This is a genomic window from Fluviicola taffensis DSM 16823, assembly GCF_000194605.1.
In the GTDB taxonomy this organism is placed as follows: domain Bacteria; phylum Bacteroidota; class Bacteroidia; order Flavobacteriales_D; family Crocinitomicaceae; genus Fluviicola; species Fluviicola taffensis.
Genome location: NC_015321.1, coordinates 3,436,429 through 3,451,725 on the forward strand (window position 1 = coordinate 3,436,429; position 15,297 = coordinate 3,451,725).

At 37.4% G+C, this 15,297-nt stretch carries 20 protein-coding genes; 16 read left to right on the top strand and 4 right to left on the bottom strand.

The features are described 5' to 3' along the window. Nucleotides 1-841: 841 nt before the first annotated feature. From FLUTA_RS14855 to FLUTA_RS14875, 5 genes are all read left to right on the top strand, one after another. Nucleotides 842-1,051, top strand: a complete 210-nt coding sequence (locus FLUTA_RS14855) for a hypothetical protein (RefSeq protein ID WP_013687710.1) — start codon at nt 842-844, stop codon at nt 1,049-1,051. A gap of 287 nt (nt 1,052-1,338) precedes the next feature. Continuing rightward, entirely contained in the window at nt 1,339-1,752 is a 414-nt protein-coding gene (locus tag FLUTA_RS20930) for a DUF6943 family protein (RefSeq protein WP_013687711.1), read from the top strand. Nucleotides 1,753-1,939: 187 nt separating this feature from the next. After that, nucleotides 1,940-2,959 (top strand): hypothetical protein, encoded by a 1,020-nt coding sequence (locus FLUTA_RS14865; protein WP_013687712.1) that lies wholly within the window; start codon nt 1,940-1,942, stop codon nt 2,957-2,959. A gap of 1 nt (nt 2,960) precedes the next feature. Further along, entirely contained in the window at nt 2,961-3,320 is a 360-nt protein-coding gene (locus tag FLUTA_RS20935) for a DUF4325 domain-containing protein (RefSeq protein WP_013687713.1), read from the top strand. After that, nucleotides 3,317-3,916, top strand: a complete 600-nt coding sequence (locus FLUTA_RS14875) for a hypothetical protein (RefSeq protein ID WP_013687714.1) — start codon at nt 3,317-3,319, stop codon at nt 3,914-3,916. The genes FLUTA_RS20935 and FLUTA_RS14875 overlap by 4 nt, the downstream gene beginning before the upstream one ends. Nucleotides 3,917-4,101: 185 nt before the next feature. On the opposite strand, the gene FLUTA_RS21620 is transcribed toward FLUTA_RS14875, so the two are convergent. The 4 genes from FLUTA_RS21620 to FLUTA_RS14890 all read right to left on the bottom strand — a co-directional run bounded on the left by FLUTA_RS21620 (nt 4,102) and on the right by FLUTA_RS14890 (nt 5,592). Beyond that, nucleotides 4,102-4,278: a hypothetical protein gene (locus FLUTA_RS21620; protein WP_013687715.1), complete on the bottom strand. Its 177-nt coding sequence runs from the start codon at nt 4,276-4,278 to the stop codon at nt 4,102-4,104. A 30-nt stretch (nt 4,279-4,308) separates the two neighbouring features. Beyond that, complete coding sequence (locus FLUTA_RS14880) at nt 4,309-4,518, bottom strand: hypothetical protein (protein ID WP_013687716.1); 210 nt, start codon at nt 4,516-4,518, stop codon at nt 4,309-4,311. A 26-nt stretch (nt 4,519-4,544) separates the two neighbouring features. Next, nucleotides 4,545-4,757 (bottom strand): hypothetical protein, encoded by a 213-nt coding sequence (locus FLUTA_RS14885; protein ID WP_013687717.1) that lies wholly within the window; start codon nt 4,755-4,757, stop codon nt 4,545-4,547. A gap of 85 nt (nt 4,758-4,842) precedes the next feature. Then, a complete protein-coding gene (locus FLUTA_RS14890) occupies nt 4,843-5,592 on the bottom strand; it encodes a hypothetical protein (RefSeq protein WP_013687718.1) in 750 nt (249 codons plus the stop codon). 285 nt (nt 5,593-5,877) lie between these two features. Between FLUTA_RS14890 and FLUTA_RS14895 the strand changes: the two genes are divergently transcribed. The 11 genes from FLUTA_RS14895 to FLUTA_RS14940 all read left to right on the top strand — a co-directional run bounded on the left by FLUTA_RS14895 (nt 5,878) and on the right by FLUTA_RS14940 (nt 15,291). Next, nucleotides 5,878-6,072, top strand: coding sequence for a hypothetical protein (locus tag FLUTA_RS14895; protein ID WP_013687719.1), 195 nt, complete (start codon nt 5,878-5,880; stop codon nt 6,070-6,072). A gap of 458 nt (nt 6,073-6,530) precedes the next feature. Then, nucleotides 6,531-7,796, top strand: coding sequence for a site-specific integrase (locus tag FLUTA_RS14900; protein ID WP_013687720.1), 1,266 nt, complete (start codon nt 6,531-6,533; stop codon nt 7,794-7,796). A gap of 2 nt (nt 7,797-7,798) precedes the next feature. Then, a complete protein-coding gene (locus tag FLUTA_RS21200; RefSeq protein WP_013687721.1) occupies nt 7,799-7,975 on the top strand; it encodes a SymE family type I addiction module toxin in 177 nt (58 codons plus the stop codon). A 304-nt stretch (nt 7,976-8,279) separates the two neighbouring features. Continuing rightward, entirely contained in the window at nt 8,280-9,791 is a 1,512-nt protein-coding gene (locus tag FLUTA_RS14905) for a hypothetical protein (RefSeq protein WP_013687722.1), read from the top strand. Between the two features lie 143 nt (nt 9,792-9,934). Further along, a complete protein-coding gene (locus FLUTA_RS14910; RefSeq protein WP_013687723.1) occupies nt 9,935-10,231 on the top strand; it encodes a helix-turn-helix domain-containing protein in 297 nt (98 codons plus the stop codon). A 24-nt stretch (nt 10,232-10,255) separates the two neighbouring features. Further along, the gene (locus tag FLUTA_RS14915; protein WP_013687724.1) at nt 10,256-10,867 is read left to right on the top strand and encodes an N-acetylmuramoyl-L-alanine amidase; all 612 of its coding nucleotides are present in this window, start codon (nt 10,256-10,258) and stop codon (nt 10,865-10,867) included. 59 nt (nt 10,868-10,926) lie between these two features. Next, complete coding sequence (locus FLUTA_RS14920) at nt 10,927-11,613, top strand: hypothetical protein (RefSeq protein ID WP_013687725.1); 687 nt, start codon at nt 10,927-10,929, stop codon at nt 11,611-11,613. Nucleotides 11,614-11,654: 41 nt separating this feature from the next. Then, complete coding sequence (locus FLUTA_RS14925; protein ID WP_013687726.1) at nt 11,655-12,281, top strand: P-loop NTPase family protein; 627 nt, start codon at nt 11,655-11,657, stop codon at nt 12,279-12,281. 102 nt (nt 12,282-12,383) lie between these two features. Continuing rightward, nucleotides 12,384-12,575 (top strand): helix-turn-helix domain-containing protein, encoded by a 192-nt coding sequence (locus tag FLUTA_RS14930; protein ID WP_013687727.1) that lies wholly within the window; start codon nt 12,384-12,386, stop codon nt 12,573-12,575. Then, entirely contained in the window at nt 12,572-14,119 is a 1,548-nt protein-coding gene (locus FLUTA_RS14935; RefSeq protein WP_013687728.1) for a type I restriction-modification system subunit M, read from the top strand. The genes FLUTA_RS14930 and FLUTA_RS14935 overlap by 4 nt, the downstream gene beginning before the upstream one ends. After that, nucleotides 14,116-15,291, top strand: coding sequence for a restriction endonuclease subunit S (locus FLUTA_RS14940; protein ID WP_013687729.1), 1,176 nt, complete (start codon nt 14,116-14,118; stop codon nt 15,289-15,291). The genes FLUTA_RS14935 and FLUTA_RS14940 overlap by 4 nt, the downstream gene beginning before the upstream one ends. The last annotated feature ends 6 nt before the right edge of the window (nt 15,292-15,297 follow it).

A 15,297-nucleotide genomic window follows, 5' to 3' on the forward strand; every position in this document is an offset into this window, starting at 1 on the left:
TACTTCTCTCAGGCTGCAGGTTTGTCACAGTTTTTGTCCCTCAATTGGCTAGCCCATGGTCTTGCTTGGCGGCTGAGGCTTACAGCATCCCATCAGCCAATCTACATCCAAGAGCTATCCAATCCCCACAACAAGAGTGTCCATTTCGGGCTAAGCCCAATGAAATGAACACACTTGTTTTTCCCATGTGCGCATTCCCAGCCAAAGGCAGCACCTTACAGGATGCAGCTTTGGCAGGCAATCGCACCGCACTCCAGCACTTTTGCTCTGCTACGCGCCACAAAAAAGCTGGTCCTTCCAATTCTCTTCCTCCTCAAACAAAAACCAAGCTAGGTGGTTTTCAAAATGACCACCTAGCTTGCTGAAGTGTGCCAAACCTTTGTGCATGCTGCATAGGTCGTCCACGTCCCCCTCTGGGTTCCTCTTTGGTCTTCCACCTTCGTTCAACTCGCGGGCGGCTCGCGCGCTCCAGTCCCTCATTCCGTACCTCCATTTCAGTTCCTTCCACTGACTTAAGCGCTTCGGAAGCATTTCGCAACCCTCATGCTTTTCCAAAGCGCTTAGCCGTGCTGCCGTGCTCCACGTGGCAGCGCTCAAGGCTGTTTTCCCTTTTTTAATTCTAAGAACAATCATCCGATAAATAGTGGTTCTGTTTGCAATCTGTGGTTCTAACCATCGATTCTATCTTCTCTTAAAACGAGCTGACGCCCAAGAAGCCATAAATGGCTAGGAGCTTCGCTTCGCTTTCGCCGTCTGTTTTTTTGATGTGATGGATTGCTTATAGTAGAATTTAAACCTAGCTGTCTTGCTGTGAATACATTCCCCATAATTCCAAAAGGTCATGTATCACATTAATCCAGCAGTTATCAAAACAATCTTGGCTTCAATGTCTCAAAATCAGTTAGCTATACACATGCGTTACATTCGTCGTCAGGCAGCTATTTCCGCTCCTGGTTCCAATCGTCGTCAAATGTTTGTGTCCTTGTATCAGTGGTGTGTTGTGCTACAACAAAAAGGTTTCACATCAAAACCAAAAAGAAACAGAGGCTAGTTCTGTTTTCAAGAAAGATTAAAAAACAAATGCAAGTTAGGCACTGGCTGCAAACCTGCAAGGTCAAGCCCTTCGGGTTTTAAACACTTTTTTTAATCGTTTCTCAAACAATTTCTTCAAAGTTTAAAATATATACATCTGCTTTAAATTTTTCAAAAAAAGTCTTTAAAAACCTTGCCTGTTGGCAACTGTCTGCCTGAAAGCTGCACTTTCTTTTTTTTCCTTTTTTCTTTTGGGTTAAAACTATGTGCGCGAAGCGCTAAAGCATATCTTTTAAAACGATAGTTATGCTTAATTACAAGTTATCACAGTACAGCGATGGAAAATCACGCACAGAGTTTGTTTTCTTCATTTTGTGCAAAGGAAAAAATGCAGGAAAGCCATTGAACAAGCCAACTGCAAATTGCTTTGTTTGCGAAGCCAAAAACCAAGAAGAAAGTGAATTGCTTTTCTGGATTTGTTATGCGCTTTGGAAAGGCAAAAACTGCGAACGCGAATTAATCGGATCCGTAATTCCATACATTCGGATTCAAACAATGGATAAATTAATCCAGGAACGCTTAAACCAAATCAATCCGGAATGTCCGCACTTCAAAAAACGCATGTTGTTACTCCGATACCTTGAGCAAAACATGAAAAAGCACCTGAGTATGATTGAAAAATTGAAGCAATTGGAAGTTGCTGCAGCAGCCAGTCTTTGAGACTGGCTTTTTTATGCTGATTTGTTTGGAGATATATATAATTCAATATATTTGAAATAAATAAAGAGATACTGTGAGGCCTTTACACCACCTATTTGATGTCTAAGTCTCATTTTTATGGAAATATAATTAAGTCGTATGCAACCTTAAAGACAGAACAAACTCTTTAAAATATATTTGACTATTTATGAACAAACAATCATTTCAAAGGCAAATCATAAGAGCCAAATATGAAGCTAATCGAAGAACTAAAAAATGGAAGAAAAGAAAAGCATATAACAAACTGCAAAGACGACTTCAAATTCATAAACATATTGAACGAATCAATAAAGGAATTATCAATCTTGAAGCACCCCAAAAATTTTCATTTATTGATAATTCAGACGAGGTTGTAAAATACTTCAATTTGATTAAAGAGAATGTAGAATCTGACCAGCCTGTTAAAATTGACATTTCAAAAATTACAAATCTTTCACCTGACATAATTATATTACAAATTGCTGTTTTAAAAGACAGGAAAAGTATGAAGGTCGGAATATATGGTAATGCACCAGAAGACCCAAATCTTAGAAAGCTATTTATAGAATCAGGGTTGTATAATTTCGTTAGTAGTCGTGGAAAAAAGAGAGTTGCTGACAACAATAAGCTATGGAAGCATTCCACAAATAATCAAGTCAAAGGCGAAATTGCAGGTGAAGCAGTCGCAGTTTGCAAAAGTCTCTTCCAGCAAAATGGAATAAACTATGACACAGATAATATTTATAACTTACTTGTTGAAGCAATGTCAAACACAATAAATCACGCTGACAAGAAAAAGGCTAACATTAATTGGTGGTTATATTATTTTATTGATGAAAGTGAAAAAACGATAAAATATTCATTCATTGACTTGGGAATTGGTATATTCAAGAGTGCAAGTTTTGATTCATACAGACGGATTGCTAATGTTTTTATTCCTGGAAATAATTTATTAGTTAAGCCTTTCTTAGAAGGAAAAATAATTTCTTCAAGAGAAAATGACAATGAGATTAGTGGTAAAGGGGTTAAACAAATTATAAACTGTGCTAAAAATCCAGAATTTACAAAATTCACAATCATAACAAATGACCAAATGATCAATGTTAAAGATAAGACTAATCAAAGTTTAAGTCATAACTTTGACGGCACTTTTATTCACTTTGAAGTTTCATATTCAAACAACATATAAAATGGAAATTAAATACAAAATAAACATAGCAAAGGATTTTTCACCGTATCCTGCTGGTCGTTATAGAACTGAGGGAAAAACATCGGGTGAAGTATTTCTATACGACCATTTGATGGCAAAACTTACAGCAGCTATTTATGAAAATGTTTTATTAGAAGTAGACTTGACAGGTATGAATGGCTACCCATCCTCCTTTATATCAGGTTCGTTTGGAAAATTTTCATATGAGCTTGGTAAACTAATTGGTAAAAAAGAAGCTTCAAATTTATTGTTAAAACATATTTCTTTCGTTTGCAGTGATAGTAATGCTAAGATAAAAGCATTTCAAGACGAAATTAATAACCCAATTACGAAAAAATGAAAAAAGCAATAGATTTTATTTCTTCTAGAATAAAAGTGATACTAATTTGTTTGCTTTTTCTAATCATAGGCGCTATTGCTGGAATAATATTTCAAAGTAAAGTTCCCATATCAATTGATGAGAAAATTAGGTATTCAGAAATTCTAAATTGGCTAACAACAATTGTCATAGGTATTATTATTGGTTACTACTTTAAAAATCAATACGAGAACAACAAAATCATCAAGAACTATTTACTCGACGATTTAAAGAGTATCTCAGCACAACTAATTAACTTAAAATCCTATTGTCATGAGTTAAGGTCGTTGACAGTATTGACAGAAGAACAGAGAAAAGAAATAATTTCAAGAACAAACATTTTAGATAAAGAGATTAAAGTGTTCTTAGATTTATTAAAAGATTGCAATAGTTCAAAATACTCAACGGTAAACGAACCTTTAATCAATAGTTTCAATAGTCTGAATAAAGTACTGACAAATGATGGTTTATATGAAAATCCAATACAGCCTTCTTATTTTGACGGTATAACATCAGAGGGTTCAAAATTTGAAAGTGAAATTAGAAAGTTGACCCTTGACATAATTAAGACGATTTGAAAAGAGGCAGCACACAACAGCCCTTACCCAAAAGTGGCAGTTCGGTGGTTAAATTAAGCTTTGTGCTTCAATCAAAGTTTCTGCTTGGTTGACAGTGAAGTGCTTCTAAATCGCCACCTTCGGGTAGCTGCAAACCGTTAAACAAAAAACAAAACGGCACCCTTTCGAGTGCCGTTACTATTTAATTATTTTCCTTTTGTAAGCCGTTTCAATAACCAAGATGCGCCAAAACTGACGACTGCACCCACTAGTGCCAGCACAATGGTTTTGATATAATCTTGCGATCCAATATTCGCAATAACGGTAAGCACCGTTCCGGCTGTTGTTCCAACACTGGTTGTGTGATCGCTTGTGTGTTGCATGGCTTTACTTGTTTAATTTAAACGATGTTCTTACTCTTCGCAGCTGTCGTGCTCAGTGTAAGTCGTTTCTAAGCTGATTACCAACTCAAAACGACTCATCTCCGCATCAACTTCTTCGGTGATTTCAACACCTACCAAGTTGACTGCTCCGCTTAACTCCGCTCCAGCTTTGAAACGTCGTGGACGTTTTACTTTTAAATGAACCTTCGTAGGTTCTACCATTTTTGATACTTCTGACATGATGCTTACTTTTAGAAGTGAGACAATTACTTTTTTTCCTCTAGAACCGTTGCTTGCGCTACAGCAGTCGCAACGGTTCCTGCTACGATGAGGTAACCACCCATTGCAACCAAACCAGCAGGAATGGCAACAGGAGCAGCTACTAAAACACCGCCTGCAGCAACGAGGCTAATTCCTACAGTGCGAACCACACGGAAGAATTTTGGTGTTTTTGATTTCAATCGATCTTTAATCTTCATGATTTCTCTGATTTTTCAAGATCCTGATTCAAAAGAACCAGGACCATGAAGTTTGACACTAATTTGATTAGTTCGCTTACTTCGATTAGCTCACATCAACAATCGTAAGCACGTTGTAAGCTCCGTTTTTCAAAGAGTACTGCGCTCCGTTCACTTCTTGAAAGAACTCGATACACAACACGAAAATGTTGGTTCCAGCTCCTTGAGGTGCTTGAGGCGGAGTCAAGTTCACGTTCGCTAATGTTGAATCAATCAACAAATTCGCTGCAGGTGAAAGTTGAACTTCTGATCCTCCGTCCATGAAGTCCACTTTTGCCCATCCGCTCTTAAAGCTTACGTGGGTTGCACCTTGCGGAAAATTCAAATCATTGATTGGAATTAATCCAGGAATGCTGATTTCTCCCGTGTTGGTATCAACAGTGAAAGGTTTGAAGAATACGCTTCCCATCGCTGAACGATTGTTGAAGTTGAAGCCCTTCAACAATTCTTTTGCAGCTGGGTCAGCAATACCATTCGCTACAGTTCGTCCACCACGTGCACTCTGTGTATCGAAATTTTTGATCAAGGTCATTACCTTGGTCATGCGGGCAGTTACTCCGCCATCGCTAGCTACTTGTAACAAAGTACGCAATGCTCCGCGAACCAACTTTCCTGCTTTCGCCGAAGAACCGAATTCCTGTCCATTCTCACGCGTTCTAACGAACGCTGGATCATTCGCAATTCGCGCTCCATCAACTGATGTTTTCATTCGCGCCATGTTCCCATCCTTCGACTTGTAGAAGTTCACGTTATCCAACGTTCCCTTCAACTTGATAAGACCGGTTTGTCTTGCCATGATTTCTAGATTTTAAATGTGACCAGTTTTGAGGTCGGCCAGTTCACCTGTCCAGGTGTTTGTTTGATTCTAGATTCGCGCGCTCATCAAACACATGGACAGTGCAAACATTCATTGAAAATCAAATTCACACAAGCGACCTATACCGATACATAAACTTTGTGCTTGTTTATGCCGTTTTTGCACCTTGAAAAGGGTGGCAGAGGACTTAAATTTGTATCAATCTTCCATTATCATACAGAAAGGATTGAGTATGGATTAAGTATGGATAGAGTATGAAAAACCATGAACGAAAAGCGCTTAGTCATTTATCCGAAAGACATCATGCTGATCACTGGCAAAAGTGAACGCTATTCTCGCTATCTCCAGAAGCGAATGAAAGCACATTTCAACAAATTGGACCATCAGTGTATCACCATCACAGAAATGTGTTCATACCTCGGTTTAGACCCTGATGAGGTATCAAAAAGAATCATTTAATTTATTGGTTTTTAGTTGGGTTTGGGGTATAAATCACTATCTTTACGCAAGTAATTCGTTCTTTCAAATTAAGGCAAAACACAGTTGATTTTATGTCACCTATTTTGTCACCCAAATAACTCAAATTGTTGAACCCCTTGTAAACAAAGGGCTTTCTAAAACCATACTGGTTCCCAGCGGGATCACAAAAAGCCACTCTTTCGAGTGGCTTTTTTCGTTAATACCCATCAAATTTCAAGCAGGTACTGCGTTTTCAAGCTTTTATCTGTTCTCATCAAAAACAAATAAAATCAATTAAATTCAAAAAATCAGCCAGCTGTACAGCCAGCAGATTTTTTGTAATATCTTGCTGGCTGAGAATTGCTCTATCCTAATCACACTATAGGTTATAGAGCATTTTATTTGCATCGTTTTAGCGTTTTAAGATCGCTAAAACAGTAATTTTTTAGCCAGCAAATATGAAGACAAATCTTAAGCTCAGTTTTTTGTTCTATCTGAACAAACAAAGGTCGAAAGATGAACTTGCTCCGTTGTATATTCGAATATACGTTGACGGTAAAAGAGCAGAGTTCTCAACCCCTCATTCTGTCCCATTATCAATGTGGGATTCAAAATCTTCTCGCGTAAAAAACATATACAAATACGCGCACATTATCAATAACTTTTTGGACAAAGCAAAAAGCGATATCTCGCATTTGTTCGTTGTGGAAACAACCAAATTCGGCTTCATAACAAGTAAAGATCTCAGAGACCTTTACCTGAACAAACCAAAAAAAGAAGACGCTCCAAAACACAAAACAATCCTCGAAGCTTTCGATTATCACAATCTAAAAATGCTCGAGAAAGTAAAAGCGGGGCAAGTAGTTGCTAAAACGCATGCACGATATATAATCACACGCAACAAAGTCGAAAAATTCATCAAGAAGCAGTTCAAAACAAATGACAAGGCACTTCCAGAGATGCGTCTAGCGTTTGTCACTGAATTTGAGCACTACCTTTTGACCGTCGAGCGCATTCAATCAAATACGGCGCATAAGTACATCAAGAACCTGAAGAAAATCATGAACATGGCCGTTGGTTTAGATTGGATTCCGTCGAACCCATTCAACCATTTCAAATGTTCATACACTAATCCGGAACGCGAGATTTTGAACCAAGATGAATTGAACATCATCATGAATAAGAAACTGCACACAGAACGTTTAGAAGAAGTGCGCGATGTGTTCATTTTCTGCTGTTATACTGGCTTCGCTTATGCAGATGTATACCAATTCGAAAAGGAAGCGGTAATGAAAGGTTTAGATGGCAATTTGTGGTTGTCCACAGCTCGTCAAAAGACTGGAACCAAAGAAAGTGTTCCATTACTTCCCATTCCACTAGAAATAATTGCAAAGTACCAGGAACATGAGTATTGTAAAAAGTATAATAAACTGTTGCCTGTTAATAGCAATCAACGCTACAATTCGTATTTGAAAGAAATCGTGGACCTATGCGGAATCAATAAGAAACTCACTTCCCATATTGCTCGCCATACGTTTGCAACTACTGTCACGCTCGCAAATGGCGTTCCTATTGAAACTGTAAGTCGCATGCTTGGCCATACCAATATTCGAACTACTCAAATCTATGCAAAGGTCGTGGAACAAAAAGTCAGCGACGATATGAATGTTTTGAGAGCAAAACTTTCTCCTATATCAGATAAATCATTAACCAAAATCAGCTAACCATGAAATCACGAAAAATCAAAATACAACCACGTTTTATCCTTCGGAAATATGATAAAACCATCGTTCCAGAAATCTTATTAAAAGGAAAATGGTTAGCAGAAATGGGTTTTAAAGCAGGGCAAGAAGTGAAAATAGAACTCAATGAGAATAAACTGGTCATTAGCTGTGTTGATTAAATTAAAATAGTGGTAATGCGAAGAACTCGTATTACCACTATACCTAACCACTATTCACTAAGTACAAATGTAACCATTTCGATAAATGGATCATAAATAGCTAAGAATTAGACCGCGATTTTTAAGACCATGGAAATACGCTTGGCAGCCTATTCAATCTTCAATTAGATTTTGGTGAAGAGGAAGAATAATCAGGTCATTTTCCGTCTAATCAAACTTTTAACATTTTTTTTCGTGCCGTTTATGTCATATTAGCGTTTTGTTACGTTACTGTTAATTCAACTGACGCTTAACTTCTTCCTGTATGACCTCAACCATTACCTTCGATGCATTATTGGATGAAATAAACACTGGCTATGATCATCCGCAAACAGACAGAAACAAATACGAAAATTGGCTTTTCAATAAGTTCGGTGAATGTATTGAGGTCAATGTTATCAGGTGGAGAAACAAGCAGACACAGAAGAAAATCAAAATCGTTGAATCATTTGTACAAGTACATCCAACTGCAAAGGCCTATCTTTCACCTTCGGTTCAAGGAGTCCTTCTTGATTTTGATGTTCCTGTCTCTCAAGAAATTCTTAAGGTGCTCAATGTCGCACCTGAACAATTCCTGTCCTTCCAAAAACCACTAAAACAGGCAAGCGATACAGTGTTGGTTTTGAGTTCAAGTCATTGGTCCAAAATCTCATTTGAAGAGTTGCGGTTTGTCTATTTTTCGAATCGTTTTCTGGAGCTGGAGAAACAATGCTATACATTTCTGAAGGAAACAATTAACGCATGTAAAGAAAAGCATTTGTACAGCGCTATTCGAAAAATTCAACGAACACTGTTAACTTGGTCAATCGATGTGATTCAGCTTTTTCACCTGGATCGTTTAACGCGTTCTAGGTCGATAAAGCTCTACGACAAAACTTCCATTTTCGCACTTGGTTACGATTGTTTAGAGAACATTTTGGTACACTTGGAGCGGTTCTACTCGAAGTATTTGGATCGTGAATTATTCGTGCCATTCAATGTGATTTCTTCGCGGGTTAATTGCCTGAAACCTCGCGTAGAACGCTTGAAACTCAATATTATTAGTCAGTATTATGATGCTGAATTCCTAGAGGCATTATTTCAACCGCTTCTATTGGTTTCCAACGTCAATCCAAAAAACCGATTAACCTACCATCAGTTGATGTTTATTGAATGCTTCACCAACAAACTACTTCGGTTCTTCGCGAAGGAAAATCAAAAGGCCAATAGCATTGAATTATTACACGGGTACTTGATTGAGATGAATTACAATAACCCAAGCTATTTCACATATCTCGCGTTTAAGTTTTCGGAGGAATTGAGCAAACTCCCATCCCTCGAATCAAAGCAGCACACGCTTTATTCTTGGTTGAAAAGTGTGAATCAAATCGTTGCTTCCAATGAAGTTCAGTACGACAGAAATGTAGTGTCGCTAAAATCAAGTGTAATCGGATGGCTGGAAGAAGAAATCTGGTTTTTGAAATCTACTTGTCCGGTTCACCTTCAATTGCCAAATGAACCCAGTTCAGCAAATGTTAATCAAAGTGAGAAAGTGAAGATGAACTGCTCGGTGAGCGAACTCGCATTATTGGTAAGAATGCTCTCAGAAACAGATTTGGTTTCCAGTAAAACACACCGTGAGTTAATGGAACAAATTACGGACAATTTTCAAACGTCAAAAGTGCAGGATATTTCCATCAAAAGTTTGTCGAACAAGTACTATGAACCTGACACTAACACGATAAATGCTATCAAGGAAAAAGTCATTCAAATGCTGAACAAGTTGAATCATCTTTAATCCAATTCAAATTTTCTATCAAAAATTTTCATTTAGATTTTTCTTAGTGTTTATAAGGGGTTGATGTGGGGTGGTGCAACCCACTACCACCCCAATTCCTCATTTTATTCGGTTCTCTTTGATACAAATAAAAATCAAATTTTATGGCAGCACAAATTGTAACTGTTGAGGATCTGGAGCAATTCAAATCAGACCTCATCTTCGAATTTAAAACCATCATTGAGAACCAACTCAATATCGGACCACAGAAAAATGAAGAGCCAAAAAAGAACTGGCTGAAATCGCATCAGGTTCAACGCTTGCTCAGCATTTCTCCTGGTACTCTTCAAACACTTCGTTTGAACGGCACACTTCCGTTTACAAAAATTGGCGGTGTCCTTTTCTACGATGAAGCAGACATCAACCGCCTGTTTGAAGACAACATGCGAAACAAATTCTAATCTCACTTTTCTAAATCATTCCTCATGAAAATTATTCAACTTCCGTTGCTGGAATCACGTTATTTCCGAACGGCATACACCAAAAAGCAAATTGTGTTACACGGTTCAAACAGTGATTCGTCTCCAAAGGATACTGTTTCCTTTTGGCACACCAATCCAACAAAATTTGGCTCGCCTTTTATCATTGATCGCGATGGCACCATTTACCAAACATTCGAATCTCATTATTGGATCCATCACATTGGTATCAAAGGCAAAGATTTTACTTCGCTCGACCAACATTCTATTGGCATTACACTTTCCTGTTTAGGGCCATTAAAAAACATAGATGGTCTATTTTACTCTATGACAAATTCATTAGTTGATGTTTCGGAAATAATCGATTACGGTCAAGAATTTAGAGGTTCTCGTTATTTCCATCGCTACACAGACGAGCAGCTTCAAAGTCTTAATCAGTTGCTTCAAAAACTTTGCGCAACTTATCAGATTCCCAAACAAATTGCCACAGAGCAATGGGATATTTCTCTTGCTGCATTAGATGGTAAGCCAGGCATTTTTTCATCAGTCAATTTCCGTAAAGACCGGAGTGATTGTCATCCACAACCCGAACTCATTCAAATGCTTCTTTCGCTTTAATCAAGCTCCATTCGCCTTTCATTCACACGGTTTATGTCTTCTATTCTTACTGTCCAAAGATGAATTACATCACTCATATTGAAAAAATCAACGATCTCTTTGTGGAAGATGAGCGCCTGTCTCCTTGGCATGTGAGTTTGTACTATGCTTTGTTTCATCTCTGGAATCATGCAAAGTTTCCAGAGTATGTTTCAATCAGTCGTTTTGAAATGATGAAAGCCTCAAAAATTGGTTCAGTAAATACCTATTTGAAGTGTTTGAAAGAACTCGACAAGTTCGGTTATCTGAAATACGAACCTTCCAGAAATCCGCAAAAAGGTAGTCTAGTTTACTTGTTCATATTTGATACAACGAGTGAACTAGCAAAGAACTATGAAGATACTAGCACTGATACAACGAGTGAACCACGCGTGAGACCTTATATAAACAATATAAAACATACTAAACAATTAAAACAGCCTAAAACAAATAAAGGGGAAAACGAAAAACTGCGTTTTTCTCCTCCCAAATCAGAAGAAATAGAAAGTTTCTTTTTAGAACAAGAATCTACGGATTCAGAAGCTCATAAATTCTTCAATTACTTCGAATCTAACGGTTGGTTAGTTGGTGGAAAATCCAAAATGAAAAACTGGAAAGCTGCAGCGCGCAATTGGATTATCAATTCTCGCAAATGGAATTCTTCAGAAGCTCCACAGTCTGGAAACCTGCATACCAACCAAAACAAAGATTACTCGGTTCCACTTTAACCCCGTCAAGGTGATTTATCGCCTTGACCAAAACCAACAATATGCTCGAAAAATGCTTCACTATCGAAAACAACATCCGTCAGTTTGATTTCAAAACATGCATTGCCTATATCAATCATGCAGGAAAGCAAAAATACGGCTCCAACTTCCGTCTCCATGCTGAAGACAAAGAAATCATCTACAAGCTCATCATCTACGCCATTCGTGCAGAAGATAATTGCATTGAACATGGAATAGACCTGAACAAGGGAATACTTCTAATTGGTCCAGTCGGTTGTGGTAAAACCTCCTTAATGAACCTCTTAAAGCTCTTTGTTTTCCCTGAATTTGATTATCCAGTTGTCTCTACAAGAAACGTTACTTCAGAATTCCATGCAGACGGTTTCCAAGTAATCCACAAATACGGAAAATCCAGAAAAGTCTACTGCTTTGATGATCTAGGAATAGAAAACAACATCAAGCAATTCGGCAACGAAACCAACTCCATGGCAGAGATACTTTTGCACAGATATGATTTACACGTAAATCTTGGAATTGTAACCCATGGAACTACAAATTTGAATGCGAATGAATTGGAGAAATTGTATGGGAATCGGGTTCGCTCGCGGTTGCGGAGTATGTTTAATCTCATATCATTTGTGGAGTCCAGTTTGGATAAAAGGAAGTGAAATCAGAGTGTGATTCGAGTCTGATAAACAAAATAATCTCACCGTTTTTTAGTGTGTTTTCTGTGTGTAATTCCTATATTCACGGCTTTTGAATATCGATTTATGAATCGCATTAAAGAAGTTCTTGAAGAAAAAGGCATTAAACAAGTATGGTTAGCTGAGCAATTGGGCAAAAGCTACAATATTGTTAACGGGTATGCTTCAAATAGAACCCAACCAAGTTTGGAGGTGCTATATAGAATTGCAGAGATTCTAAATGTAGAACCAAAAGAATTATTAAAAGACAAAAAATGACAAGCATTGCGCAAAGAGCTGAATTACAAGCTAAAATATGGAAAATAGCCAACGAAGTACGTGGCTCTGTGGATGGATGGGATTTCAAACACTTTGTGTTGGGTGCGCTTTTCTATCGATTTATTAGTGAAAATTTCACGAAATACATTGAAGGTGGTGATGATGGTGTGGACTACCCAAACCTATCTGATGATGTAATTACACCAGAAATAAAAGATGATGCGATTAAAACGAAAGGATATTTCATTTATCCTAGCCAGCTTTTTGTAAATGTTGCGAAAACCGCAAACACCAATCCAAACCTCAATACAGATTTAAAAGCCATTTTTGTATCGATAGAAAGTTCTGCGTTTGGATATCCGTCGGAAGAAGATATAAAAGGTTTATTTGCAGATTTTGACACAACTAGTTCCCGACTAGGCAATACCGTTGAAAATAAAAACAGCCGTTTAGCTTCCGTTTTGAAAGGTGTAGAGCAACTAAATTTCGGCAATTTTGAAGACAGCGAAATAGAACTTTTTGGCGATGCCTATGAATTTCTCATTGGTAATTATGCAGCTAATGCAGGTAAATCGGGCGGTGAGTTTTTTACACCTGTGCACGTATCTAAGCTCATTGCGCAATTGGCAATGCACAAACAAGAAAAAGTAAACAAAATTTATGATCCTGCAGCAGGTTCTGGCTCTTTACTGCTTCAAGCAAAAAAACACTTTGATAATCATGTCATTGAAGAAGGCTTTTTTGGACAAGAAATAAACCATACGACTTATAACTTGGCCCGTATGAATATGTTTTTGCATAACGTGAATTACGACAAGTTTAATATTGCACTTGGCAACACCCTTATAGATCCACATTTTGGCGACGATAAACCGTTTGATGCCATTGTTTCAAATCCTCCTTACTCTGTAAACTGGATTGGTGATGGAGACCCTACATTGATTAACGATGACCGTTTTGCACCTGCAGGTGTACTAGCACCTAAATCAAAAGCAGATTTTGCATTTGTACTTCATGCACTAAGTTACCTTTCCAGTAAAGGAAGGGCAGCCATAGTTTGTTTTCCTGGTATTTTTTACCGTGGTGGTGCCGAACAAAAGATTAGAAAATACTTGGTTGATAATAATTTTGTAGAAACTGTTATCGCTTTAGCTCCAAACTTGTTTTATGGCACTTCTATTTCCGTAACTATTCTAGTGCTTTCAAAACATAAAACGGATACCAAAACACAGTTTATTGATGTGAGTGGTGAAGATTTCTTTAAGAAGGTAACGAATAACAATGTGATGACTGATACACACATTGAGAAAGTTATGGAGCTATTTGATAGCAAAGAAGATGTCCCATATGAAGCAATATCTATAGACAATACCAAAATTGCTGAAAACGAGTATAATCTTTCTGTTAGTTCTTATGTGGAAGCCAAAGACAATAGAGAGCAGATTAACATCCTTGATTTGAACAAGGAGGTAAAAAAAACAGTAGAAAAGATAAATGCGTTACGTGCTGATATTGATGCAATTATAAAAGAAATTGAAGCATGAGTGAATTAGGAAAATTATTGGAAGGTGTAGAAGTTGAATGGAAAACACTACGGGATACTTGTGAAATTAAAACAGGGAAAGGTATAACCAAAAATGACAGTTCCGACTCTGCACCATATCCGATCATTAGTGGAGGAAAGGAACCAATGGGATACTTTGAAAAATTCAATAGAAGAGAAAATTCTGTTACGATTTCACGAGTTGGAGCTAATGCAGGTTATGTTAGCTTCATAGTAAGTAAATTCTACTTAAACGACAAATGTTTCTCAGTTCTACCTATTGAAAATTATAAGTCTAAAATTGACAACAAGTTTTTGTTTTATGTCCTTAAAACAAACGAGAAGAGCATAACAGAATTACAAAGCGAAGGGGGAGTCCCAACAATAAATACTACTAAAGTTGGAGGTATTCAAATCCCCATCCCACCCCTCGAAATTCAACAAAAGATAGTTGCCATTCTTGATGTCTTTACAGAACTTACAGCAGAACTTACAGCAGAACTTACAGCAGAACTTACAGCGCGTAAACAGCAGTATAATTATTATCGGGTGCAATTGTTTCGTTTTGATGAAATAGAAGTGGAATTGAAGAGTTTGGGTTGGGTTGGAGATGTTCGCATGTGCAAACGTATTCTAAAGGAACAAACCACAGAAATAGGGGTTATTCCGTTTTATAAAATAGGCACTTTTGGGAAAGAACCTAATGCCTATATTTCCAAGGAATTATTTGACGAATATCGGTCAAAATATAATTATCCAAAAGTTGGAGAAGTCCTAATTTCTGCAAGTGGAACAATTGGTAGAGCTGTCATTTTCGATGGTCATGATGCATATTTTCAGGATAGTAATATTGTTTGGATTGAAAACAACGAAAGCAAAGTATTAAACAAATACCTATTTTATTTTTACCAAATTGTAAAGTGGGAAATTGCAGATGGAGGAACAATTCAGAGACTTTACAATGACAATCTAAAGAAAACAAAAATCCCAATTCCTTATCCAAATGATCCAAAAAAATCTCTCAAAGAACAAGAACGAATTGTATCCATTTTAGACAAGTTTGACACACTTACCGATTCAATAAGCGAAGGCTTACCCAAAGAAATAGAATTGCGTAAAAAGCAATATGAATATTACCGGGATTTACTTCTATCCTTTCCAAAAGAAAATTAAACTTAT